Below are 21,806 nucleotides of genomic sequence, written 5' to 3' on the forward strand. Positions count from 1 at the left end.
GGTTTCCTGAAAGCCGATTGCAACCGCCATGCGATGGTAGCACCTGCCTTTTCTGGGAGCTTCCATGCCGCGCAACGGCCCGACGCTGATCCTTGTCCACGAGCCGGAGAACGCTTGCTTCGACCGGCTGGTCGCCGACGGCTACCCGACGGAACGCGCCATCGAGATCTCGTCCTATCTGGCGCAGTCGACCGATCTCGCGCCCGAATTCGGCCAGCTCGCCGCCGCTTGCGAAACGCGCGGCCTAACCTTCATGGCCGTCGAGCTGGACGACGCCGCGACCGTGTTGGCGAACGCTGATCCCGTCAAAACCCTGGTCTGGACGCTGACCGACGGCATCGCCTATTTCCGTGGCGGCGCTTCGCCTGCGCTGGCAAGGCTGAATGGGCTGAAGACGATCGGCGCCGACGATTCGTTGTTCGCGCTCTGCCAGGACAAGTTCCGCTCCGGCGCCGTGCTCGGCGCGCTTGGCCTGCCGGTGCCGCCGGCCGGGCTGGCCCGAAATGGGAAATGGCTGGTCGAGCCGTCGGCCTCGTCCGCCGGCTGGTTCGTCAAACCAAACCGGCTCGGCGCCAAGATCGGCATCTGGCCGGATTCGCGCTGTCGCGATCTTGGTCATGCGCTGGAGCTCAGCCGGCGGGTCTTTGCGCATTATCGCGACGATGTCGTCGTCCAGCCTTATGTCGCCGGCCGCAATGTGCGGGCAAGCTTCCTCGGTCTGAAGCCGGATACCGGCGTCGAGGCGCTCGGCATCGCCTTCGTCGAGTCCGGCGGCGACTTCCAGACCATGGCCGACTCTATGGCGCTCTACGGCGATAGCGGCCAGGCCGCCAGGGACGCAGGCACCTATGCCGAGCCGGAACTCGAGCAGGTCGCCGCCAGCCAGCAGGCGGCCGATCGCGCGATCCGCGCCATCGCGCAGGAGCTGATCGCCGGGCTTGGCCTGAAGGACGTCTTCTCGGTCGATTTCAGGGTCGAGGCCGACGACACCATCCATCTCATCGAGTTCGAAGTCTGTCCCGGCCTGCCCTGCTTCGATTTCCGCGATTATTGCCGCAGGCAATGGGGCATGAGCCTGGCGGATGCGATGGCGGAGACGGCGACCAGCCGGCTGAGGGCATAAGCTTAGGGATTGGACCGGTCTGCGGCAGCGGAGCGGCTTTGAGACGCCGGCGAAGGATCGCTGCAAATCTTTATTCTGCGCCACCGCCTTCCATGATCATGTCAAGGCAGGACGATGCGCCCTGGGCCTAAACCCCCTCGACCAGCACGATCTCGCCGTCAGCCACTTTCTGCCGGATGGCGACGGCGCACTGATATTCTGGCGAGTGGTAGCAGTCATGCGCGGCGGCAAGCGATTCGAACTCGATGATCACATTGCGCGCGCGGCCAGGCCCCTCGGCCTTCTCATGCTCGCCGCCGCGCGCCAGGAATTTCGCGCCGAAGCGCTCGAAAGCCGGTTTGGCGGCGGCGACATAGTCTTTGTAGCCTTCCGGGTCGCGCACATCGACCCGGGCAACCCAATATCCCTTTGGCATTCTTTTCTCCTGTTTCGGTTCGCAAACGGGATCGGCTTTATGCCGAGCACATTTCGGCCAAGATAGCTTCGGCCGCCGCCCGCCGATCCGGCGCCTTGACGATGGGTCTGCCGACGACAAGGTGGCTGGAGCCGTTGCGGATCGCTTGCGCCGGCGTCACCACACGCTTCTGGTCGCCATGGTCGCTGCCGCTCGGCCGTATACCCGGCGTGACCACGGCCATGTCGGGACCGACGATCCGGCGCACGGCTTCGGCCTCCTCGGCCGAGCAGACGATGCCGCCCATGCCGGCATGCAGCGCCTGTTCGGCGCGCCTCAGCACCAGCGTGTGCGGATCGTGTTCATAGCCGGCATCGATCATGTCCTGCTCGTCCATCGAGGTCAGCACGGTCACCGCGAGCAGGCAGAGATCGCTGCCCTTGGCTGCTTCCACCGCCGCCTGCATAGCCTTGGGATAGGCATGCAGTGTCAGCATCGAGACCCCCATCCTGACGATATTCTCGACCCCCTTGGCCACCGTGTTGTCGATGTCGAGCAGCTTCATGTCGAGGAAGACCTTGCTGCCGCCGCTGGCGAGCTCGCGCGCGAAATCGAGCCCGCCGGCAAAGGCGAGCTGATAGCCGATCTTGTAAAAAGAGACACTGCCTTCGAGCTCGCGCACCGTCTGTTCGGCTTCTTTCAGCGTCGGCACGTCGAGGCCGACGATCAGCCTGTCGCGCATGGTCTCGACCGGATGCATCAGACCTCGATCCTCACGGACAGCATGCGCGAGGTTTCGATCAGTGTACGGCATAGGCGCTCCATCGATTGGTGCAGTCTGGCGTCGCGGAATTGTCCGTCCTCGGCGAAGGCTTCATCGGCGCCGGAAACCGAGCATTCCGGCGTGATCACTTCCATCTGGCAGCGCACCAGCACCGCGCGCAGATGGTTGATGCAGCGTATGCCGGCAAACTTGCCCTCGGAGGAGGAGCAGAGCGCGACGGGCTTGCCGTAAAGCGGCCTGAACGAGCGGCTGCCGTCGCGCCGGAGCCGGCTCACCCAGTCGATCGAATTCTTCAGGAGCGGCGGGATCGAGCCGTTATATTCAGGCGTCGCGATCAGCAGCCCGTCATGGGCGGAAATCTGATGGCCGAGCTTCACGGCATTCTCGGGAATGCCTTTGTCCTTCTCGAGATCCTCGTCCATGATCGGCAGCGGATAGTCGCCGAGCGAAATGCGGGTCACCTCCGCACCCTGCATGGCGAGTTCCTTTTGCGCGACATCGGCCGTCCGGCCGCTGAAAGCACCGGTGCGGATCGAGCCTGCAAAGACGAGGATTCTTGGGATTACTGCCATCGGCCACCTGTCGAACGACGTATAGGCCGAAGAGCGATCAATCCCCAAGCGCTTTCGATGGCCAGGCGCTTTCGGTCAACATGCCTCGCGCCGGTAGATCCACAGCTGCGTCGGCGGAATGTTGCGGATGATGAAATCGAAATGCTTGACCGTGTAGTCGCCGCGGCCGGGCGGGATCGGCGACAGCGGGCCGTAGGTCAGCTGCACGATCGGCCGGCCGACGGGAATGCGGTCGAGCAGGCTTTCGATGTAGGCGATGCGCTGGGCGACCGGGAAATTGAGCAGCGGCACGCCGGAGACGACCGAGTCGAACACCATGTCGCGCTTGTCGCCGAGTGTTGCGTCGAGGTTGAAGGCGTCGCCCTCGATGACGTTGACGCGCGGGTAGAGCCGGCGCAGATGGCGCACGAAGTCGGTCGAGTATTCGATCGCATAGAGGTTCTCCGGCTTCACGCCCTGGGCGAGGATGGCACGGGTGATGACGCCGGTGCCGGGGCCGACCTCCAGCACCGGCAGGCCCGATTTCGGGTTGACGATCGAGGCCATCTTGCGGGCGGTGACGGAACTGGTGGGAACGATCGAGCCGACAGCTTTCGGCTTGTCGATCCAGCCTTTGAAGAACTTCAGCTCGTCGTCGAATTTTTCCGTCAGCGCTTTGCGCAACCCGGGACCACGTGCCATGCGAGCTCTCCTCAACGCTCCCCGACTCGCTACTTAGCAGCTAGGTGGAACAAGGCAAGGCAAGATCTGGCATAAGATGTTGATGACGTTGAGGCAGCGCGTCAACCCCTCCCGCATCCCAGTCAGGGTTCGCCGAAGGATTCGAAAAAGTCCTTCATGCGGGCGAAGAAGCCGCTCGACTGGGGCGAATTGTCCTTCGAGGACAGCTGCTCGAACTCTTCCAGGAGCTCGCGCTGGCGCCGCGACAGGTTCTGCGGCGTCTCGACCGCGGTCTGGATGTAGAGATCGCCGACATTGGGCTGCCGCAGCACCGGCATGCCCTTGCCCTTCAGCCGGAACTGGCGGCCGTTCTGGGTGCCTTCCGGCACTTTCACCTTGGTCTGCGTGCCGTCGAGCGTGGTGACCTCGAACGAGCCGCCGAGGGCGGCGGTCGTCATCGAGATCGGCACCTTGCAGTAGAGGTCGGCGCCGTCGCGCTGGAAGAATTCGTGCGGCTTGACGGCAAGGAAGATGTAGAGGTCGCCCGAGGGGCCGCCGCGCAGGCCGGCCTCGCCCTCATTGGCAAGCCGGATGCGGGTTCCGTCCTCGATGCCGGCCGGGATGTTGACCGACAGCGAACGCTCCTCGGTGACGCGGCCCTGGCCGGCGCATTTCGGGCAGGGGTCCTTGATCGTCTGGCCGCGCCCCTGGCATTGCGGGCAGGTGCGCTCGATCGAGAAGAAGCCTTGCGTTGCCCGCACCTTGCCATGGCCGTGGCACATCGCGCAGGTGACCGGCTGCGTGCCGGGCTTGGCGCCGCTGCCGGAGCATTCCGAACAGGAAATCGATGCCGGCACGCGGATCTGCGCCGTCTTGCCCAAAAACGCCTCTTCCAGCGAGATTTCCATGTTGTAGCGCAGGTCGGCCCCGCGCTCGCGGCCGCCCGACGAGCGGCGCTGGCGGCCACCCATCATATCGCCGAAAATGTCTTCGAAGATGTCGGCGAAGCCGCCGGCGCCGAAGCCGTGCGCGGCGCCGTTCATGCCGCCCTGCTCGAAGGCGGCGTGGCCGAAACGGTCATAGGCCGCGCGCTTCTGCGGGTCCTTCAGCGTCTCGTAGGCTTCGTTGATTTCCTTGAACTTGTGCTCGCAGGCATGGTCGCCGGGGTTGCGGTCGGGATGGAACTGCATGGCGAGCTTGCGGAAAGCGCTCTTCAGCTCCTTGTCGTCGGCGCCTTTTTGCACGCCCAGCGTTTCGTAGAAATCAGCTTTCATTTTATCCCGCTGTCCGGATGCTCAATGTCTTCAAGCATTGTCGCGTCGTCGCCGGCACGTTGTTCGATTTAGGAGCGATGTTGCCCGGATGCCAGAGCCGAGCCGGGCTCGCCGGTGTTTTTCCGTCAATTTTTGGGCAAGGTCCGCACTTTTTCGGTGAAGGTTGCAAAAAAGCCCGGCCTTGCGCCGGGCTTTTCGCATTGTTTGGCCGTCAGCCGGCTCAGGCCGACTTCTTCTTGTCGTCGTCTTCGTCGATTTCCTCGAAGTCGGCGTCGACCACGTCCGAATCCTTGGCGGCGTCCGCCTTGGCGTCGGCTTCGGCCGCTTCCTTCTGCGAGGCCTCGTACATGGCCTGGCCAAGCTTCATCGAAGCTTCGGCGAGCGACTGCGACTTGGCCTCGATATCGGCCACGTCATCGCCTTCGGCTGCGGACCTCAGCGCCGCAATCGCGTCGGCGATCGCGGTGCGGTCGGCTTCCGAGACCTTGTCGCCATAGTCCTTGAGCGACTTCTCGGACGAATGCACCAGGGATTCAGCCTGGTTGCGGGCCTCGACGAGGGCGCGGCGCTTCTTGTCGGCCTCGGCATTGGCCTCGGCGTCCTTCACCATCTTCTCGATGTCGGCGTCGGACAGACCGCCCGAAGCCTGGATGCGGATCTGGTGCTCCTTGCCGGTGCCCTTGTCCTTGGCCGAGACGTTGACGATGCCATTGGCGTCGATGTCGAAGGTGACCTCGATCTGCGGCACGCCGCGCGGAGCCGGCGGAATGCCGACCAGGTCGAACTGGCCGAGCAGCTTGTTGTCGGCCGCCATCTCGCGCTCGCCCTGGAAGACGCGGATGGTGACCGCCGACTGCGAATCCTCGGCCGTCGAGAACACCTGGCTCTTCTTGGTCGGGATCGTGGTGTTGCGTTCGATCAGCCTGGTAAACACGCCGCCCAGCGTCTCGATGCCGAGCGACAGCGGGGTCACGTCGAGCAACAGCACGTCCTTGACGTCGCCCTGCAGCACGCCGGCCTGGATGGCGGCGCCGAGCGCGACGACCTCATCCGGGTTGACGCCCTTGTGCGGCTCCTTGCCGAAGAACTGCTTCACGATCTCCTGGATTTTGGGCATGCGGGTCATGCCGCCGACCAGCACCACTTCGTCGATCTCGCCCGCCTTCAGGCCGGCATCCTTGAGCGCCGCCTTGCAGGGGTCGATGGTGCGCTGCACGAGGTCCTCGACCAGGCTCTCGAACTTCGCCCGGGTGAGCTTCATCGTCAGGTGCTTCGGCCCGCTGGCGTCGGCAGTGATGAAGGGCAGGTTGATCTCGGTCTGCGTCGTCGACGACAGCTCGATCTTGGCCTTCTCGGCCGCTTCCTTCAGGCGCTGCAGGGCGAGCTTGTCGGCCTTGAGGTCGATGCCCTGTTCCTTCTTGAACTCGGCCGCCAGGTACTCGACCAGGCGCATGTCGAAGTCCTCGCCGCCGAGGAAGGTGTCGCCATTGGTCGACTTCACTTCGAAGACGCCGTCGCCGATCTCGAGCACCGAAATGTCGAACGTGCCGCCGCCAAGGTCATAGACGGCGATGGTCTTGCCGTCCTTCTTCTCCAGACCATAGGCAAGTGCGGCAGCCGTCGGCTCGTTGATGATGCGCAGCACTTCGAGGCCGGCGATTTTGCCGGCGTCCTTGGTCGCCTGGCGCTGGGCATCGTTGAAATAGGCCGGAACGGTGATGACCGCCTTCTCGACCTTCTCGCCGAGATAGGCTTCAGCCGTTTCCTTCATCTTCTGCAGGATCATGGCCGAGATCTGGCTGGGCGAAAGCTTCTTGCCGCCGGCCTCGACCCAGGCATCGCCATTGTCGCCCTTGACGATCTTGTAGGGGACAAGCTTCTTGTCCTTCTCCGTCACCGGATCGTCATAGCGGCGGCCGATCAGGCGCTTGACCGCGAAGATGGTGTTTTCAGGATTGGTGACCGCCTGGCGCTTGGCCGGCTGGCCGACGAGGCGTTCGCCATCGCTGTTGATGGCGACGATGGAAGGGGTCGTGCGCGCGCCTTCCGCATTCTCGATAACCTTGGGCTCCTTGCCGTCCATGATGGCGATGCAGGAGTTGGTGGTTCCGAGGTCGATACCGATTACTTTTGCCATTGTTCTAGTCTCTCCTCTAAGCAGGCTCTCAGGACCCTGATAAGGCGTTCCGACGAAAGCCCCTGTTCACAAGAAATTCCGCCACGGTCCCCGGGTTTTCAAGGCCGGGCGGTTGGCGCGTATATAAGAACAGGCGGCACGAGGCGCAAGCATCCTGCGCAACGCATCCACCAAGCCGATCCTCTGCCGGGAACGGTGCTAAATCGCCAATTTTGCGGCCGATTTGCCGCCCGATACGCCCGGACCGAGGTAAATCCGGCGCGGGCAAAAACGTCGCAGTCGCCATTATCCGGGCGTGAATGCCTGCGAACGGAGTTGCGCCGAGCTTCAGAACATGTGTGTTCCGACGGCGATCGCTTGCACCCCCCGGCTGACAGGGGGCACAGCGGTCAGGCCGCTTGCGACATCAATCTGTGCACGTCCGCGAGGATCTCGAAGGAGCGCACCCGCGCGGTGTGGTCGAACATCTGCGCCGTCACCATCAATTCGTCGGCGCCCGTGCGGCGCACGAAGGCGTCGATGCCCTGGCGGACCGTCTCCGGCGCGCCGACGACGGCACAGGACAGCGCCTGGGCCAGCATGGATCTGGCGACGGGATCAAGGTCGCGGTCGTAGTTTTCGACCGGCGGCGGCAGCTGGCCGGGCCGGCCGCTGCGCAGGTTGACGAAGGCATGCTGCAGCGAGGTGAACAAAAGCTTCGCCTCGGCATCGGTGGGTGCCGCAAAGACATTGAGGCCGAGCATCACATAAGGCCTGTCGAGCTGCGCCGACGGCTGGAAACGGGTGCGATAGACCTCCAGGGCGTGGTCGAGTTCGGCCGGCGCGAAATGCGAGGCAAAAGCATAGGGCAGCCCAAGCAGCGCCGCGAGCTGCGCGCCATAGAGGCTGGAGCCAAGGATCCAGACCGGCACGCCCTGGCCTTCGCCCGGCACCGCGCGGATGCGCTGGCCTTCCTCGGCCGGCTGGAAATAGCCCATCAGCTCGACCACGTCCTGGGGGAAGTTGTCGCTGGCCTCCAGGTTGCGGCGAAGCGCCCGTGCCGTCATCATATCGGTGCCTGGCGCGCGGCCGAGGCCGAGATCGATGCGGCCGGGGAAAAGTGCTGCCAGCGTGCCGAACTGCTCGGCAATCACCAGCGGCGCATGGTTGGGCAGCATGATGCCGCCGGCGCCGACGCGGATAGTCTTGGTGCCGCCGGCGACATGGGCGATCACAACCGACGTCGCGGCACTGGCAATGCCCGGCATGTTGTGGTGCTCGGCGAGCCAGTAGCGCTGGTAGCCAAGCCGCTCGGCATGGCGGGCAAGGTCGAGCGAATTGGCCAGCGACCGCGAGGCATTGTTGCCTTGCGTGATCGGCGACAGGTCGAGAACCGAAAGGGCCGTCATTGGTCAGGTCTCCACGATTTGCTTCTGCCGCAACCGGGCCTCGAATTCGGCGCGGTCGGGAATGACGATGGCGAACTGGCCTTCCAGCACGTCGGCGAGTCCGGTCGCTGAGGCGATTTCCCGCTGCTCGCTGCGGCCGCCGAGATGATGGATAGACAGGCGGTTGTTGCGCAGCGCGAGATCGAAGTCATTCATGCAGGCGGGTCCGGCTAGACCGGACCGGTGTAGGCACTCGCCATGGGCGCCGCAAACAGCCGGCCGGACATGCAGATTGGGCCAGGCCTCACGCGCCGGATTTGTGGTTGTTATCGCCGGCCTCGTCGTCGATCGCCATGGTCTGCTGCGCGGCGAGGAAATTGCCGACATGGCTGAGGCCATCGAAATGGTCGCAGAACACCTTGATGACCACCAGCAGCGGCACCGCCATCAGCGCGCCGACGAAACCCCAGAGCCATGACCAGAAGGCGATGGCGATGAAGATCGCCACCGCGTTTATCTCGAGCCGCCGGCCGACCACCGTCGGGGTCACGAACTGGCCCTCGACGATGTCGCACAACAAAACGAAGGCGGGTGCCAGCAACGCGTAGGGGATCGTATCGAAGCTGATCAGCGCGATGATCGTGACCAGCAGCAAGGTGATCAGCCCGCCGACATAGGGCAGGAAGTTGAGCAGCGCCGCGGCCGCGCCCCAGACCTGCGGGTTCGGCATCCCAAGTCCCCAAAGGCCAAGTCCGATCACCGTGCCGAGGCCGGCATTGATGGCCGCCACGGTAAGCAGGTAATGGGAAATCTCGTGCTCGACGTCATAGACGATGCGCAGCGCGCGCTTCTTGTCGCTGAGGTGGGCGAAGGACTGGACGATCTTCTCGTAGAACAAGGTGCCGGAGGCGAGCAGGAACAGCGACAGCACGAAGACGAGGGTGATGCTCGTGCCGGCCCCCAGAATGTTGCTGGCCGCCGTCGACAGGATGCCGGACGGAGCCAGCGCGACCTTCTGCACACCAGGTTCCTGCGATGTCTCGGTCAGGGCCTGCAGTTGACGCGAGAGATCCATGACCCTCTCCAGCGGACGCTTGAACGGCGCCAGCCGCTCGGTGAGTTGCTCGCCGATCGAGTAGCTGTTGTTGATGAGGTCGATGACCGGGCCGCTGAGCAGGTAACCGGCGCTGGCGAAGACGAAGAGGGACAGCAACACCAGTAGCGTCGCGGAGGCGACTTCTGGGATGCCGCGCTTGCGCAGGAAGCGCACGATCGGGGTCAGCGTCAGCGCCAGCAGGAAGGCGAGGATCACCGGCATGAAGAAGGCGCGGGCGAAATAAAGCGCGGCGATCGTTATCAGCACGAAGATGCCGATCAGCAGCAATCGAATCAGGCGCAATTCGGCGCGGGCGCTGGCGCGCTCGTCCGGGCTTTCGGCAACGTTCGAACCCGAAGCGCTCGTTTCGACCTTCATCCGTTCCCTCGCGATCGCCGAGGAAAACGTACGCGCCGCCGCCAAGGTTCCTTAGCCGGCGGTGAGGGCGCATCTTGCTGGGCAGGCGGGCTCAGGCGACTGGCGCCGGCGCGGCCTTCGCCGTTTCCTTGCGCACGACCGGCGCCACCTTGGTGCCGTAGAGCTCGATCGCCTTCATGATCTTGGCATGCGGCATGGTGCCGATCGCCATCTGCAACGGGAAGCGGTCGTTGCCGAAGATCTTGTGCTGGGCGACGATCTTTTCCGCCACCTGTTCGGGCTCGCCGACGAACAGCGCGCCGTTCGGCCCGCGCGTCTGATCGAAATGCGCCCGCGAGGTCGGCCCCCAGCCGCGCTCGCGGCCGATGCGGTTCATCACCTCGGCCTGCGGTGCGTAGAAATCGTCGGCCGCCTTCTCGGTCGTCTCGCCGACGAAGCCATGCACGTTCAAGCTGGTCGCCAGCGAGGCGGGATCGTTGCCGGCGCGCCTTGCCGCCTCGCGATAGATCTCGAACAGCGGCGCGAAGCGGGCCGGCTCGCCGCCGATGATGGCAAGCGCCAGCGGCAGGCCGAGCACGCCGGCGCGGGCGGCGGACTGCGGCGTCCCGCCAATAGCGATCCAGATCGGCAGCTTGTCCCGGAAAGGTCGGGGATAGACGCCGTGGCCGTTGATCGGCGCGCGCAGCTTGCCCTGCCACGTCACCTTCACCTGATCGCGGATGGCAAGCAGGAGATCCAGCTTCTCGGCGAAGAGCTCGTCATAGTCCTCGAGATTGTAGCCGAACAGCGGAAACGATTCGATGAAGGAGCCGCGCCCGGCCATGATCTCGGCGCGGCCGCCGGACAGAAGGTCGAGCGTCGCGAACTGCTGGAAGACCCGCACCGGATCGTCGGAAGAAAGCACCGTGACCGCGCTGGTGAGCTTGATCCGCTTCGTCCGCTCCGCGGCCGCGGCCAGCGCCACGACCGGCGCCGAGGCCGCATAGTCGGGGCGATGATGTTCGCCGAGGCCGAACACGTCGAGACCGACCTGGTCGGCCAGTTCGATCTCCTCGATCAGGTTGCGCAGCCGTTCGTGCGGGCCGATGGCGCCGGGGCCCGGCTCCGGGCTGACATCCGCGAAAGTGTAGAGGCCAAGTTCCATTTTCATGCATCCTGATGCGCCGCTTGGGCGTTGATTGTTTGGCGCTAGAGGTAGCGACCGGCCCCCAGAGCCGCCAGAGGCGCGATTTGTGAACAGTGCATCGCGCCGCGGCGACGTATCCCGACGGCAACAGCCCAGATTTTCATGGCTGGCATACCGTTTTGGCGCTTGAACTCACCGCTTTCGCGCGTATGTAAGCGTCGCGAATTGACTTCAGGGAAGTGGACTTGGCTATTTACAGGGAAAAAGACATATTCGAGCGGCGCAACGCCGCGAACGAGGCAAAGAAGGCGCTCCTGGAGCGCTTCAAGTCAAAGCCGGCGGCGGACGACCCAGCGGTTCTGGCGCGTCAGGCGGAACGCAAGGCGATCCTCGAGGCCCGTGCTATCCGCGAGGCCGAGAAGGCCCGGTTGAAGCAGGAAAAGCTGGCGCGCGAAGCGGCCGAGAAGGCTGAACGCGAGGCAGTGGCCGAAGCGGCCCGTATTGCTGCCGAAGAGGCGGCGGCTGCCGAGGCCAAGATCCGCGAAGCCGAGGAAACCGAACGCATCGCCCGCCTGCTCGCCGAGGAGGCCGAACGCAAGGCCAAGCGCGATGCGCGCTACGCCGCCCGCAAGGCGCGCGTCGGTCGCACGCCTCCTGGCTTCTCGGCCCGCTAGGTTCGAGTTCGTTCGAAAAATGAATCAGGGTCGCCAGGAGCGGCCCTGAGTGCGTTCGTGCGCATCAGGCGACGAGCTTCAGCCCGACGATGCCGCAGACGATCAGCCCGATGCAGGCAAGCCGCACCGCGGTCGCCGGCTCGCCGAGCAGCCAGATGCCGAGCAAGGCCGTGCCGACAGTGCCGATGCCGGTCCATACCGCATAGGCGGTGCCGACGGGTAACGTCTTCAACGCAAGCCCGAGCAGACCAAGGCTGACGATCATCGAGACGATTGTGAGCACGGTCGGCAACGGCTTCGAGAACCCATCGGTATATTTGAGGCCGATCGCCCAGCCGATCTCGAACAGGCCGGCGAAGAAAAGGAAGATCCAGGACATCGCGAACGCTCCATCGATCGAGCATCGAATGCTCGACGTTTTGACGTGGCGGGTCGTCCCGGCCGGGTTTCGGGGAAGCGAGGTCGTCCTCGCGGTACCGATATAGTGAGTTCTGTACCCCGATCAACAAAACACCGGCAGCATTCGGCATGCCGCCGGTTCAAATCCGCATCGAGACGGATCGGCCGCGCTGACGGCCTACTTCTCCTTGATGCGCATCGCCTTGACCGGCGGCGCCTTCGGAGCCGGGGCCGCGGCCGGTTTCTTGGCGTCCTTTTTCGGCTTGCGGGGTTCCTTGCCCGCCTTCATCGCACCTTTCGCCATGATTCGCTCCTCCGATTTGTGGGCAGCACAAGTGAAACAAGAGAAGCGCCCGACCGCAAGAGGCCGCTTGCAGCTTCGAAAGCCGGCTTGCGCTATGTCAACCGTTTTCCCTTGATCCCGCGACCTCGGGATCGATCAGGCAACAGAAATGCATAGGGGCATCTGAACCTCGGAGCGGCTGGCGCATTGTCGGTGGAGCTTTGGGCGGCGGCCGCTGAGCTCCCACTTGGAAGAGGATCGGAAGCGCATGGCAGGGCATAGCGGCTCGAAAAGAGTGATCTACGCCGCGCTCGCCGGCAATGTTGCGATCGCCCTGACCAAATTCGCCGCAGCGTCCTTCACAGGCTCTTCAGCCATGCTGTCGGAGGGCGTGCATTCGCTGGTCGACACCGGCAATGGCGCGCTTCTGCTTTACGGCATGCGCCGTGCCGCGCGCCCGCCCGACCGCACGCATCCGCTCGGACACGGACGCGAACTCTATTTCTGGAGCTTCATTGTCGCCCTGCTGGTGTTCGCGCTTGGCGCCGGCGTTTCCTTCTACGAGGGCGTCATCCACATCATGGCGCCGGAACCGGTCGTCAACGCCAAGGTCAACTACATCGTGCTTGGTCTTTCTTTTCTGTTCGAAGGCAGTTCCTGGCTGGTGGCGCTGAAGGAGTTCCGGGGACAGAAGGGAAGGCTGGGTTGGTTCGAGGCGGTCCGGATGAGCAAGGATCCCAGCATCTACACGGTGCTGTTCGAGGACAGCGCCGCGCTGCTCGGCCTCGTCGTCGCCTTCGTCGGCATCCTGTCTGCCGAGCTCCTGGGTATCCCCGAGCTCGACGGCGCCGGCTCGATCGGCATCGCCGTCATCCTGGGCGCCACCGCCATCTTCTTGGCGCGCGAGAGCAAGGGTCTGCTCATCGGTGAGCCCGCTTCGCCCGAGGTGCAGCGCAAGGTTCTGGCGATCGCTCAGGAAGACCCGGCCGTGCAGCGGGCGAACGGCATACTGAGCGTCCATATCGGCCCGGAGGAGATCGTCGCAGGCCTAAGCATCGAATTCGAGGATCATCTCACGGCGCCTGAGATCGAAGCCTGCGTTGAACGCCTGGAGGCGCGACTGAAAAGCGACATGCCCGAAATCACCAGGCTGTTCGTCAAGCCGCAGGCGACTGGCACATGGGAGCGCAGGCGTAAGGCTATCGCCGGGACCTCCGAAGAGGATTAGATTTGAGCGAAGCAATCTTTTGGGAGCATGCCGAATGAGAATCGACGGCGGGTGTCATTGCGGCGCCATCACCTACGAAGCGGAGGTCGATCCCGAAAAGACCTCGATCTGCCATTGCACCGATTGCCAGCAACTGACGGGAACGGCCTTTCGCGTGACGGTGGGCGCGCCAGAAGAGGATTACCGGATTACCAACGGCACGCCGAAGGTCTACATCAAGACCGGATCCAGCGGCGCCAGGCGCGCTCAGGGGTTTTGCGGCGAATGCGGATCGCATCTCTATGCCACGTCGGTTGGCGATGGACCGAAAATCTACGGCATTCGGGTGGGCACGGCGCGCCAGCGCGACCAGCTGGTGCCGAGAAGACAGGTTTGGCACCGCTCGGCGTTGCACTGGCTGCCGGAGATCGAAGGCATCACCACCATCGAGGAGCAGTAACGGAGTTACGGCAGCTCAGTCGTCGCCTTCGACGACGCGCAGCCTGAGCTGACCCGTCTTGGAATCGGCCACGCGTGCGCCCGCCTCCACCTTGGCAGGACCGCGTGGCGGTTCGGGTTCGCCCTCGGCGAACTCCAGCGCCTCGATCTTCTGCCCGCGTTTGGTGACCTTCGTCGTCGAGACGAGGATGTCGTCGATATCCCTGGCCGCCTGGCCGAAATGCGTCTGCAGCCGGCGCACACGCTCGTCGACTCGCGCCACGTCCTCCATCAGGCGGATGACCTCGCCCTGGATCAGATGCGCCTGCTCGCGCATGCGCGCGTCCTTCAGGATCGCCTGGATGACCTGGATCGACAGCATCAGCAATGACGGCGAGACGATGACGACGCGGGCGCGGTGCGCCTTCTGCACCACGGGCTCGAAATTCTCGTGAATCTCGGCGAACACCGATTCCGAGGGCACGAACATGAAGGCGGTGTCCTGCGTCTCGCCCTGGATCAGGTATTTTTCCGCGATGTCGCGGATATGCACCTCGATGTCGCGCCGGAACGCCTGCGCCGCCGCCTTCTGCAAGTCGGCGGTTTCGGCGGCACGAATGGCATTCCAGGCCTCCAGCGGAAACTTGGCGTCGATGGCGAGCATCGGCGCGCCGTTCGGCATCCGCACCAGGCAGTCGGGCCGGCTGCCGTTGGAAAGGCTCGCCTGGAACTCGTACGCGCCGTGCGGCAGGCCGTCGGCAATGATCGCCTCCATGCGCGACTGGCCGAAGGCGCCGCGAGTCTGCTTGTTGGAGAGGATCGCCTGCAGCTGCACGACCTGTCCGGCTAAAGACTGGATGTTGCCCTGCGCCGTGTCGATCACCGCCAGCCGCTCCTGCAGTTTGGCCAGGCTCTCATGCGTCGACTTGGTCTGCTCGGCCATGGTCTGGCCAAGACGGCCGGTCATGGCGTCGAGCCGCTGTCCGAGCGATTGGGTGAGCTCGGCCTGCCTGGCGCCGAACACTTCGGCGATAGCGCCCATGCGACCCTGCATCTCGGCCTGCGCCTGCAGAATGTCCGCCATCCTGGCCTCGGTGTCGCGGGCATGGTCGGCCGCTTCCGCCGCCGCCGCCGCGCGCGCCTTTCCCGCGCGCCACAACGCGATGACGAGCGCCAGGAACAGCGTCAGCAGCAGCAGCGCTCCGAAGCCAAGCGTCTCGCCGAGCCTGATCGTGGTGGCGCCGAGCCGCGCGACGGGCTGCGAAAGGATCGAGGTCATGTCGTTCATTTGGGCAGCATAACCGATTCGCTCTGCTGGCACAGATCAAAACGTGAACAAGTCAAAGCCGCCCCGGTTGACGCTTTTCCATCGACGTCTTAGGTGAGACGCCATGTCGATCAAGCCGCTCATCATCCTTCCCGATCCAATCCTGCGCCAGGTTTCCAAACCGGTCGAGCGCGTCGACGGTGACTTGCGCAAGCTCACCGACGACATGCTGGAAACCATGTATGACGCGCCGGGAATCGGGCTGGCGGCGATCCAGGTCGGCGAGCCGCGGCGTTTGCTGGTCATCGACCTCGCCAAGGAAGGCGAGCCGCCGGCACCGCATGTCTTCATCAATCCGGAAATCCTCGAAAGCTCCGACGAGCGCTCGGTCTATGAGGAAGGCTGCCTGTCGATCCCTGACTACTATGCCGAGGTCGAGCGTCCCGCGGCGGTGCGGGTGAAATATCTCGACCGCGAGGGCAAGCTGCAGGAGATGCAGGCCGAAGGCCTGATGGCGACGTGCCTGCAGCACGAGATCGACCATCTTAACGGCGTGCTGTTCATCGACCATATCTCGAAGCTGAAGCGCGACATGGTGGTCAGGAAATTCAAGAAGCTCGCCAAGGACAAGGCGCCGGGCAAGATGGCGGGCTGAACCTCATTCGAGCATTCCACGCAGGATCCAGTCTTTCCCGACTTCGATGGCTTTGGAACCCAACTCAAACGCAAGCGCGCGAGACTTTGGCGAGAATATCAAAACCACGACTAATGCCACTGCAAAAAGCGGCGTGAGGTAGACAGCTAATGCCCGCTCACGTCGTTTGGACAACTTGCCCTTCGTAGATTCCTCATCGAGCGATTTGAACCTGGCGTAGGACACGCCCCAAATGTCTTTTGACGAGTCTTCATATGAATGGCTCCGAAGGGGCAAGAGGCCCGAATCATATGAGGAAAGCATTCGAACTTGGTTACCGAAGAGTCTTTAAGCGCCGCGCAAACCCGTGCTGGGTATGATTGAGCAAATCGCCTAACCATGATATCATGATATCAAATTGGAGGCTTAGCCTTGAGCGATATGCTAATCAGAAATGTACCAGAACCCCTAAAGCGCGAAATTGAGCAAGCCGCTCGAAAAGTCGGCCAGAGCCTATCGGGCAAAGCCATCGATCTTTTGTGGAAGGGCATGAGTGTGGAAAAGGAAAGAAGGCTAGAGCCAAACTTCTCAGCATGGGAGAGTATCCGCTCCGCATTCGCAAACGAAAGCGCAATTGACAACGAGTTTGCTGAGACAATGGCTGAAATCGAAGCTGCGAGGAAACAGGACTTTGGCCCCTTGGTCGAGGGTTTCGATTGATTATTCTCGATACCAACGTCGTTTCCGAAGCAAGCAGGATCACACCTGATCCGAACGTGGTCGAATGGTTTCGCAAACAGGATCTGCTCAATCTTTACCTGTGCGGCCCGGTCGTCATGGAACAATCTTTCGGCGCCGAAAGATTTCTGAATAAGACCGGCTCTGATCGACACGTTCGTGCTCTCGACCATCTGATCTCGAAGCAGTTTTCGGGTCGCATCGTTGACTTTGCTGGCTCGGTACCTCGCCTTACCGGCAAGCTTCGGGCAATGCGGGAAAATATCGGTCGTCCGGTCAGTCTTTCCGATGCCATGATTGCGGCTATCTGTCTGGCCCATGACGCTACGCTTGCGACACGCAATGTTCGCGACTTCGACGAGCTTGGCCTGAAGCTCGTGAACCCGTTTGAAGCGGACGCCTGAACATAGCATGGCAGGAGAAATGCCCCTTCGCGTCATCTTCATGGGCACGCCGGAGTTTTCCGTGCCGACGCTCAGCGCCATCGCCGAGGCCGGCCACGAGATTGCCGCCGTCTATACGCAGCCGCCGCGCGCCGCCGGCCGGCGCGGGTTGGAATTGACGCCCTCGCCCGTGCAGCGCGAGGCGGAACGGCTCGGGCTCGAGGTGCGCACGCCGACATCACTCAAGGCAGAGACCGAGCAGCAGGCCTTTGCCGGTTTGCGGGCCGATCTCGCCGTGGTCGTCGCCTATGGCCTCCTTCTGCCGAAACCCGTTCTTGAAGCCACCAGGCTCGGTTGCCTCAACGGCCATGCCTCACTTTTGCCGCGTTGGCGCGGTGCTGCTCCCATACAGCGCGCCATCATGGCCGGCGATGTCGAAACCGGCATGATGGTGATGCGCATGGAAGAGGGGCTGGACACCGGCTCGGTGGCATTGGTTGAAAAATGCGCCATTGGTCCCGATATGACCGCCGGGGAATTGCATGACCTCCTCATGGCTCGAGGCGCCTCGCTGATGGTGGATGCGCTCGCACAGTTGGGGATAAATTGTCTGACATTTGCCCCGCAGGCGACGGAAGGGGTGACCTATGCGCGAAAGATCGATAAATCGGAGACACGCGTAGACTGGACGCGGCCTGCCGGCGAAGTCCACAATCACATTCGCGGCCTCTCGCCCTTTCCGGGCGCGTGGTGCGAGGTCGAAATTGGTGGCCGCGTGGAGCGGCTGAAACTGCTTCGCTCGACGCTCTCCAACGGCGTCGGCGAGTCGGGAGGTATTCTCGATGATCGGCTGACGGTCGCCTGCGGGTCAGGCGCGGTGCGGCTGGTCGAAGTTCAACGGGCGGGTGGAAGGCCCGCCGCCGCGCAGGAGTTCTTGCGCGGGGCCAAGATCGAAAAAGGAACGAAACTCCAATGAGCATGATGTCGATACGTGCGGCGACGCCGCGGGATCGCGAGGCGATCCGCCTCGTCGAAGAGCATGCCTTCGGCCAGCAGGCGGAGGCCGGCCTGGTCGATGCGCTGGTCACCGGCGGCGACGCCGTCGTCGAACTGGTTGCGGAAGAAGATGGCCAGGTCGTCGGCCACATCCTGTTTTCCAGGCTTTTTGTGCAGAACGGCGGCAAGCGCTTCGCGGCCGTGGCGCTGGCGCCGCTGGCCGTCGAGCCGTCCTTCCACGGCACCGGCATCGGCGGCGCGCTGATCCGCGAGGCGCATGTCCGCCTGAAGGAAGCCGGCGAGGCATTGGCGGTGGTGCTCGGCGATCCGGCCTATTACGGCCGCTTCGGCTACACCCACGCCCGCGCCGAGAAATTCGAGAGCGAGTACCAGGGCGAGGCGCTGCAGGCGCTGGCCTGGGGCGACGCGCCCGAGGCCGGCAGACTGCTATACGCTTCGGCCTTCACCGCGCTGGCCGCCTAGGCGAGCGCCAAACGCAGAGCTGTCATGCCGCGTTTTCGGCTCGATATCGAATATGACGGCAGCCAATTCGCCGGCTGGCAGCATCAGGCGGACCAGCTTTCGGTGCAGCAGGCGATCGAGCAGGCGATCGAAAAGTTCTGCGGCGAAGAGGTGCGAATACGTGCCGCCGGCCGCACCGATGCCGGCGTGCACGCGACCGCCCAGGTGGCCCATGTCGATCTGGCCAGGGACTGGGCGCGCGACAAGGTGCGCGACGCCGTCAACGCCCATCTGCAGGCGGCCGGCGCGCGCATCGCCATCCTCAAGGCTGCCGTCGTCGCCGACGATTTCGATGCGCGGTTTTCGGCCACCGGCCGCCATTATCTCTATCGCATCCTCAACCGCCGTGCCCCATCGGCGCTTGAACGGGGCAAGGTCTGGTGGGTGCCGAAACGGCTCGATGCCGAGGCCATGCACGAGGCGGCGAGGGTGCTGCTCGGGCGGCACGATTTCACCACCTTCCGCTCCACCCAGTGCCAGGCCGAAAGCCCGGTGCGCACGCTTGACCGTCTCGATGTCACCCGCGCCGGAAATCTCATCGAGGTGCGAACTTCGGCGCGTTCCTTCCTGCACAACCAGGTGCGCTCGATGGTCGGCTCACTGCGCAGGGTCGGCGACGGCTCCTGGAGCGCCGCCGATCTCAAGGCAGCGCTCGAAGCGCGCAACCGGGCAGCCTGCGGACAGGTAGCGCCGCCCGACGGCCTGTTCTTGGTCGGGGTGGACTATCCAGAAGACGTCTGAGGGCGGCGTCGATCAGCCGGCGTCGTCCCCGGCGAGTTCGTCCGACCAATTCGCGCCGCCATAGAAGAGGCGCAGAATCACGACGCGCTCAGGCTCCACAACGAAAGCGACAGTTATCCGGCGCTCAAATCCGACGACGCGAAGGTCCGGCCGCACGTCATCACGGCGCGTGCCGCGTTCAGAGCCATGCTCGAGGCGCTCGCAGAACGCCCGGATGCGAGCGTCGTAGCGGTCTGCAAGGATGGGATTGCTGGCTTGAGCAATGAAGGTGTAAATCCGATCGAGATCGTCGCCGGCATCAAGCGTATAGACGACGGTCCGACGCTTCACGGTTTCTTTTGCGAATAGCGCTCGTGACGCTTGCGCGCCCGTTCGGCCATTTCCTCCGGCGAAATGCCTTTGCCGGGGTTTGCCTTCCACGCATCATAGGCCGGAGCGACCTCCTCGCGCAGCCAACGCTCCACCGCGGCGTCGCGCTCCTGAAGGGCGCGGAGCCCGGCGCGGATGACTTCGCTGCTGGTCGCATACGTGCCCGAGCGGACGAGCTGATCAATGAAGGCCGCTTGCTCGGCCGGCAGGCTGAAGGTGCGTTTTTCGGTAGCGGACATGGCTAGCGCTCCGGGAGGACAGTGGTGTGAAACTATCATACCCCCCTGTCTCAAGAAAAGAACCCGTCAGCCGGCCAAGATCAGCCCCTCGCGCCGTCCGGAATGTCGATGCCGAGCAGCGCCTGCAGCCCGAACAAGACGAGCAGCGAGGCGACAAACATGCCGACAAACACCGCGGTGCCGGCAGCCGCGCCCTTGCCGATCGTCGCGTTGGTCATGCGCCAGGTCAGCACCATCGACAGCGCGAACAGAAGCAGCGAGACCAAGCCGCTGACCTCGTCGGTCGAAGGCAGGAACAGCCTCAGCAGCGCCGACGGCAGCATCAGCCAGGCGATGATCGCGGAGGCCCAGTTGGAGGCGACGACGTAGTGGACGAAGCGGCTGCCGATGCCGGCGCGCGGCGCGACCAGCGCAAGCGCCACCAGCGGCAGCACCCAGGAACCGATGTCGACGGTTGCCAGCCGGAGCAGCATGCCGAGCCGCCCGGCGAACGCATTCGGATCGCCTATCTCATTGGCGATCCCGACCCAGCCGACGATCAGCGCCGGCGCCGCCACGACGATGGCGAAGAAGGAATTCCAAAAACCGTCCGCAGACAGATCGAGCATGCGCAGGCCGTCGGCCCTGCCGAGCATCAGCCGCCAGGCGCCGGCCAGCGAAGCAAAGGTTTCGTCCGTTGAGAGCATGGTCACGTCAGACCTTGTCCGAACCAGTCCTCGATAAAGCGCTCGTATATCCCTGTCAGCGTCTCGAGATCGGCGACCGCCACGCGCTCGTCGACCATGTGCATGGTCTTGCCGACCAGCCCGAACTCGACCACCGGGCAAAAATCCTTGATGAAACGCGCATCCGAAGTGCCGCCGGAGGTGGAGAGCGAAGGCCTCTTGCCGACCACCGCGGCCACGGAACCGCTCAGCGTGTCGATCAGCTTTTCGTCGCGGGTAAGGAAGACATGGCTCGGCCGGTCGCGCCAGACAAGCTCGTAGTCGACGGCGGTCTTCTTGCCCGGCCGATATTTCTTGCGGCCCGCCGCCTGGTCGAGCCGGTTGTGGATCTCGGCCTGGACGGTCTCGGCATCCCAAGTGTCGTTGAAGCGGATGTTGAACGTGGCGGTGGCCTTGGCCGGGATGACATTGGTCGCGGGGTTGCCGACGTCGATCGACGTCACTTCCAGATTGGTCGGCTGGAAATCCTTTGTTCCCCTGTCGAACACCGGATGGAGCAGCGCGTCGACAAGGCTCATAAGCCCGCGCACCGGGTTGTCGGCAAGTTGCGGATAGGCGGCGTGGCCCTGACGGCCATTGACGATGACGCTGCCGGAGAGCGAGCCGCGCCGGCCGATCTTGATCATATCGCCAAGCGCATCCGGATTGGTCGGCTCGCCGACGATCGAGGCGTCCCATTTCTCGCCCTTGGCGGCAGCCCAGTCGAGCAGCTTCACCGTGCCGTTGATGGCCGGCCCTTCCTCGTCGCCGGTGATCAGCAGCGAGACCGAGCCTTTCGGGCCGCCATTCTTCTCGATGTGGCGCGCCACCGCGGCGATGAAGCAGGCGATGCCGCCTTTCATGTCGACGGCGCCGCGGCCATACATCTCGCCATTGGCGATCTCGGCGGCAAAGGGCGGATGCGTCCACGCCGCCTCGTCGCCGACCGGCACCACGTCGGTATGGCCGGCAAACATCAGATGTGGGCCGTTGCCGGAGCGGCGCGCATAGAGATTTTCGATGTTCGGCGTGCCATCTTCCGAGAATATCGGCCGCTCTACGGCGAAGCCGAGTGGCTTCAGCATGTCTTCCAAGGTCTGCAGCGCGCCGCCTTCGGCGGGCGTCACGGAAGGGCAGCGGATCAGGGCGGCAAGGTTCTGGGCAGGGTCGGTCGGCAATTTCATGGGCAAAGCGATAGTCGAAAGCGGCAGGCCTGTCACGGTGGCAGATGTTCGCCGAGCAAGCCGCCGACAATATGGTTGTCGTGTCGTATAGTCGCGCGGGCCAGGACGGGATGATCG

The 21,806-nt window shown here is 63.9% G+C and carries 27 protein-coding genes; 10 read left to right on the top strand and 17 right to left on the bottom strand.

All coding sequences use genetic code 11. The features are described from left to right. Nucleotides 1-64 precede the first annotated feature (64 nt). Nucleotides 65-1,123: a D-alanine:D-lactate ligase-like protein gene (locus CK221_RS04115; RefSeq protein WP_095776818.1), complete on the top strand. Its 1,059-nt coding sequence runs from the start codon at nt 65-67 to the stop codon at nt 1,121-1,123. Nucleotides 1,124-1,250: 127 nt separating this feature from the next. On the opposite strand, the gene CK221_RS04120 is transcribed toward CK221_RS04115, so the two are convergent. The 10 genes from CK221_RS04120 to CK221_RS04165 form a co-directional block, all read right to left on the bottom strand. Then, nucleotides 1,251-1,538, bottom strand: coding sequence for a DUF1330 domain-containing protein (locus tag CK221_RS04120; RefSeq protein WP_095776819.1), 288 nt, complete (start codon nt 1,536-1,538; stop codon nt 1,251-1,253). Between the two features lie 37 nt (nt 1,539-1,575). Then, nucleotides 1,576-2,277, bottom strand: coding sequence for an orotidine-5'-phosphate decarboxylase (pyrF, locus tag CK221_RS04125; protein ID WP_095776820.1), 702 nt, complete (start codon nt 2,275-2,277; stop codon nt 1,576-1,578). Further along, nucleotides 2,277-2,873: an NADPH-dependent FMN reductase gene (locus CK221_RS04130; RefSeq protein ID WP_067323746.1), complete on the bottom strand. Its 597-nt coding sequence runs from the start codon at nt 2,871-2,873 to the stop codon at nt 2,277-2,279. The genes pyrF and CK221_RS04130 overlap by 1 nt, the downstream gene beginning before the upstream one ends. 75 nt (nt 2,874-2,948) lie before the next feature. Then, on the bottom strand, nt 2,949-3,554 hold the full coding sequence (pmtA, locus tag CK221_RS04135) for a phospholipid N-methyltransferase PmtA (RefSeq protein ID WP_095776821.1): 606 nt from the start codon (nt 3,552-3,554) through the stop codon (nt 2,949-2,951). Nucleotides 3,555-3,676: 122 nt separating this feature from the next. Continuing rightward, entirely contained in the window at nt 3,677-4,807 is a 1,131-nt protein-coding gene (gene dnaJ, locus CK221_RS04140; RefSeq protein ID WP_067003083.1) for a molecular chaperone DnaJ, read from the bottom strand. Nucleotides 4,808-5,027: 220 nt separating this feature from the next. After that, the gene (gene dnaK / locus CK221_RS04145; protein WP_095776822.1) at nt 5,028-6,944 is read right to left on the bottom strand and encodes a molecular chaperone DnaK; all 1,917 of its coding nucleotides are present in this window, start codon (nt 6,942-6,944) and stop codon (nt 5,028-5,030) included. Between the two features lie 389 nt (nt 6,945-7,333). Beyond that, a complete protein-coding gene (locus CK221_RS04150) occupies nt 7,334-8,332 on the bottom strand; it encodes an LLM class flavin-dependent oxidoreductase (RefSeq protein ID WP_095776823.1) in 999 nt (332 codons plus the stop codon). 3 nt (nt 8,333-8,335) lie between these two features. Then, a complete protein-coding gene (locus CK221_RS04155) occupies nt 8,336-8,527 on the bottom strand; it encodes a hypothetical protein (protein WP_245425919.1) in 192 nt (63 codons plus the stop codon). An 88-nt stretch (nt 8,528-8,615) separates the two neighbouring features. Further along, nucleotides 8,616-9,785 (bottom strand): AI-2E family transporter, encoded by a 1,170-nt coding sequence (locus CK221_RS04160; protein ID WP_067003075.1) that lies wholly within the window; start codon nt 9,783-9,785, stop codon nt 8,616-8,618. A gap of 91 nt (nt 9,786-9,876) precedes the next feature. After that, a complete protein-coding gene (locus CK221_RS04165) occupies nt 9,877-10,929 on the bottom strand; it encodes an LLM class flavin-dependent oxidoreductase (RefSeq protein ID WP_095776824.1) in 1,053 nt (350 codons plus the stop codon). Between the two features lie 227 nt (nt 10,930-11,156). Between CK221_RS04165 and CK221_RS04170 the strand changes: the two genes are divergently transcribed. Further along, on the top strand, nt 11,157-11,585 hold the full coding sequence (locus CK221_RS04170; protein ID WP_095776825.1) for a DUF6481 family protein: 429 nt from the start codon (nt 11,157-11,159) through the stop codon (nt 11,583-11,585). A gap of 64 nt (nt 11,586-11,649) precedes the next feature. On the opposite strand, the gene sugE is transcribed toward CK221_RS04170, so the two are convergent. Both sugE and CK221_RS31045 read right to left on the bottom strand, forming a co-directional pair. Then, a complete protein-coding gene (gene sugE, locus CK221_RS04175; RefSeq protein ID WP_095776826.1) occupies nt 11,650-11,964 on the bottom strand; it encodes a quaternary ammonium compound efflux SMR transporter SugE in 315 nt (104 codons plus the stop codon). Between the two features lie 198 nt (nt 11,965-12,162). Then, nucleotides 12,163-12,288: a hypothetical protein gene (locus tag CK221_RS31045; RefSeq protein ID WP_082953831.1), complete on the bottom strand. Its 126-nt coding sequence runs from the start codon at nt 12,286-12,288 to the stop codon at nt 12,163-12,165. 247 nt (nt 12,289-12,535) lie between these two features. Here CK221_RS31045 and CK221_RS04185 point away from each other — a divergent pair, with 247 nt between their 5' ends. Together CK221_RS04185 and CK221_RS04190 are read left to right on the top strand one after the other, a co-directional pair. Next, nucleotides 12,536-13,495, top strand: a complete 960-nt coding sequence (locus CK221_RS04185) for a cation diffusion facilitator family transporter (protein WP_095777081.1) — start codon at nt 12,536-12,538, stop codon at nt 13,493-13,495. Between the two features lie 34 nt (nt 13,496-13,529). Further along, nucleotides 13,530-13,934 (top strand): GFA family protein, encoded by a 405-nt coding sequence (locus CK221_RS04190; protein ID WP_095776827.1) that lies wholly within the window; start codon nt 13,530-13,532, stop codon nt 13,932-13,934. Between the two features lie 15 nt (nt 13,935-13,949). Here CK221_RS04190 and CK221_RS04195 read toward each other — a convergent pair whose 3' ends face one another. After that, a complete protein-coding gene (locus CK221_RS04195; protein ID WP_095776828.1) occupies nt 13,950-15,200 on the bottom strand; it encodes a DNA recombination protein RmuC in 1,251 nt (416 codons plus the stop codon). Between the two features lie 103 nt (nt 15,201-15,303). On the opposite strand from CK221_RS04195, the gene def reads away from it, so the two are divergent. The 6 genes from def to truA all read left to right on the top strand — a co-directional run bounded on the left by def (nt 15,304) and on the right by truA (nt 19,193). After that, nucleotides 15,304-15,834, top strand: coding sequence for a peptide deformylase (gene def, locus CK221_RS04200; RefSeq protein WP_067323765.1), 531 nt, complete (start codon nt 15,304-15,306; stop codon nt 15,832-15,834). 420 nt (nt 15,835-16,254) lie between these two features. Continuing rightward, on the top strand, nt 16,255-16,533 hold the full coding sequence (locus CK221_RS04210) for a plasmid stabilization protein (protein ID WP_082953832.1): 279 nt from the start codon (nt 16,255-16,257) through the stop codon (nt 16,531-16,533). Beyond that, on the top strand, nt 16,530-16,955 hold the full coding sequence (locus tag CK221_RS04215; protein ID WP_095776830.1) for a type II toxin-antitoxin system VapC family toxin: 426 nt from the start codon (nt 16,530-16,532) through the stop codon (nt 16,953-16,955). The genes CK221_RS04210 and CK221_RS04215 overlap by 4 nt, the downstream gene beginning before the upstream one ends. Nucleotides 16,956-16,974: 19 nt before the next feature. Then, entirely contained in the window at nt 16,975-17,910 is a 936-nt protein-coding gene (gene fmt / locus CK221_RS04220) for a methionyl-tRNA formyltransferase (protein WP_095776831.1), read from the top strand. Next, a complete protein-coding gene (locus CK221_RS04225; protein ID WP_067323775.1) occupies nt 17,907-18,413 on the top strand; it encodes an N-acetyltransferase in 507 nt (168 codons plus the stop codon). The genes fmt and CK221_RS04225 overlap by 4 nt, the downstream gene beginning before the upstream one ends. A gap of 24 nt (nt 18,414-18,437) precedes the next feature. Then, the gene (gene truA / locus CK221_RS04230) at nt 18,438-19,193 is read left to right on the top strand and encodes a tRNA pseudouridine(38-40) synthase TruA (RefSeq protein WP_095776832.1); all 756 of its coding nucleotides are present in this window, start codon (nt 18,438-18,440) and stop codon (nt 19,191-19,193) included. 12 nt (nt 19,194-19,205) lie between these two features. Here truA and CK221_RS04235 read toward each other — a convergent pair whose 3' ends face one another. From CK221_RS04235 to dapE, 4 genes are all read right to left on the bottom strand, one after another. Continuing rightward, complete coding sequence (locus tag CK221_RS04235; RefSeq protein WP_095776833.1) at nt 19,206-19,523, bottom strand: type II toxin-antitoxin system RelE/ParE family toxin; 318 nt, start codon at nt 19,521-19,523, stop codon at nt 19,206-19,208. Beyond that, complete coding sequence (locus tag CK221_RS04240) at nt 19,520-19,801, bottom strand: type II toxin-antitoxin system ParD family antitoxin (RefSeq protein WP_095776834.1); 282 nt, start codon at nt 19,799-19,801, stop codon at nt 19,520-19,522. The genes CK221_RS04235 and CK221_RS04240 overlap by 4 nt, the downstream gene beginning before the upstream one ends. Nucleotides 19,802-19,881: 80 nt before the next feature. Continuing rightward, nucleotides 19,882-20,487, bottom strand: coding sequence for a transporter (locus CK221_RS04245; protein WP_095776835.1), 606 nt, complete (start codon nt 20,485-20,487; stop codon nt 19,882-19,884). Between the two features lie 2 nt (nt 20,488-20,489). Further along, complete coding sequence (dapE, locus tag CK221_RS04250) at nt 20,490-21,689, bottom strand: succinyl-diaminopimelate desuccinylase (protein ID WP_095777082.1); 1,200 nt, start codon at nt 21,687-21,689, stop codon at nt 20,490-20,492. Nucleotides 21,690-21,806 lie beyond the last annotated feature (117 nt).

Source organism: Mesorhizobium sp. WSM3868 (genome assembly GCF_002294785.1).
GTDB lineage: Bacteria > Pseudomonadota > Alphaproteobacteria > Rhizobiales > Rhizobiaceae > Mesorhizobium.

What these genes read in the sequence shown, in the direction of transcription:
- CK221_RS04115 (WP_095776818.1), top strand. Translation starts at nt 65, where the DNA reads ATGCCGCGCAACGGCCCGACGCTGATCCTTGTCCACGAGCCGGAGAAC.
- CK221_RS04120 (WP_095776819.1), bottom strand. Translation starts at nt 1,538, where the DNA reads ATGCCAAAGGGATATTGGGTTGCCCGGGTCGATGTGCGCGACCCGGAA.
- pyrF (WP_095776820.1), bottom strand. Translation starts at nt 2,277, where the DNA reads ATGCATCCGGTCGAGACCATGCGCGACAGGCTGATCGTCGGCCTCGAC.
- CK221_RS04130 (WP_067323746.1), bottom strand. Translation starts at nt 2,873, where the DNA reads ATGGCAGTAATCCCAAGAATCCTCGTCTTTGCAGGCTCGATCCGCACC.
- pmtA (WP_095776821.1), bottom strand. Translation starts at nt 3,554, where the DNA reads ATGGCACGTGGTCCCGGGTTGCGCAAAGCGCTGACGGAAAAATTCGAC.
- dnaJ (WP_067003083.1), bottom strand. Translation starts at nt 4,807, where the DNA reads ATGAAAGCTGATTTCTACGAAACGCTGGGCGTGCAAAAAGGCGCCGAC.
- dnaK (WP_095776822.1), bottom strand. Translation starts at nt 6,944, where the DNA reads ATGGCAAAAGTAATCGGTATCGACCTCGGAACCACCAACTCCTGCATC.
- CK221_RS04150 (WP_095776823.1), bottom strand. Translation starts at nt 8,332, where the DNA reads ATGACGGCCCTTTCGGTTCTCGACCTGTCGCCGATCACGCAAGGCAAC.
- CK221_RS04155 (WP_245425919.1), bottom strand. Translation starts at nt 8,527, where the DNA reads ATGAATGACTTCGATCTCGCGCTGCGCAACAACCGCCTGTCTATCCAT.
- CK221_RS04160 (WP_067003075.1), bottom strand. Translation starts at nt 9,785, where the DNA reads ATGAAGGTCGAAACGAGCGCTTCGGGTTCGAACGTTGCCGAAAGCCCG.
- CK221_RS04165 (WP_095776824.1), bottom strand. Translation starts at nt 10,929, where the DNA reads ATGGAACTTGGCCTCTACACTTTCGCGGATGTCAGCCCGGAGCCGGGC.
- sugE (WP_095776826.1), bottom strand. Translation starts at nt 11,964, where the DNA reads ATGTCCTGGATCTTCCTTTTCTTCGCCGGCCTGTTCGAGATCGGCTGG.
- CK221_RS31045 (WP_082953831.1), bottom strand. Translation starts at nt 12,288, where the DNA reads ATGGCGAAAGGTGCGATGAAGGCGGGCAAGGAACCCCGCAAGCCGAAA.
- CK221_RS04185 (WP_095777081.1), top strand. Translation starts at nt 12,536, where the DNA reads ATGGCAGGGCATAGCGGCTCGAAAAGAGTGATCTACGCCGCGCTCGCC.
- CK221_RS04190 (WP_095776827.1), top strand. Translation starts at nt 13,530, where the DNA reads ATGAGAATCGACGGCGGGTGTCATTGCGGCGCCATCACCTACGAAGCG.
- CK221_RS04195 (WP_095776828.1), bottom strand. Translation starts at nt 15,200, where the DNA reads ATGAACGACATGACCTCGATCCTTTCGCAGCCCGTCGCGCGGCTCGGC.
- def (WP_067323765.1), top strand. Translation starts at nt 15,304, where the DNA reads ATGTCGATCAAGCCGCTCATCATCCTTCCCGATCCAATCCTGCGCCAG.
- CK221_RS04210 (WP_082953832.1), top strand. Translation starts at nt 16,255, where the DNA reads ATGCTAATCAGAAATGTACCAGAACCCCTAAAGCGCGAAATTGAGCAA.
- fmt (WP_095776831.1), top strand. Translation starts at nt 16,975, where the DNA reads ATGCCCCTTCGCGTCATCTTCATGGGCACGCCGGAGTTTTCCGTGCCG.
- CK221_RS04225 (WP_067323775.1), top strand. Translation starts at nt 17,907, where the DNA reads ATGAGCATGATGTCGATACGTGCGGCGACGCCGCGGGATCGCGAGGCG.
- truA (WP_095776832.1), top strand. Translation starts at nt 18,438, where the DNA reads ATGCCGCGTTTTCGGCTCGATATCGAATATGACGGCAGCCAATTCGCC.
- CK221_RS04240 (WP_095776834.1), bottom strand. Translation starts at nt 19,801, where the DNA reads ATGTCCGCTACCGAAAAACGCACCTTCAGCCTGCCGGCCGAGCAAGCG.
- CK221_RS04245 (WP_095776835.1), bottom strand. Translation starts at nt 20,487, where the DNA reads ATGCTCTCAACGGACGAAACCTTTGCTTCGCTGGCCGGCGCCTGGCGG.
- dapE (WP_095777082.1), bottom strand. Translation starts at nt 21,689, where the DNA reads ATGAAATTGCCGACCGACCCTGCCCAGAACCTTGCCGCCCTGATCCGC.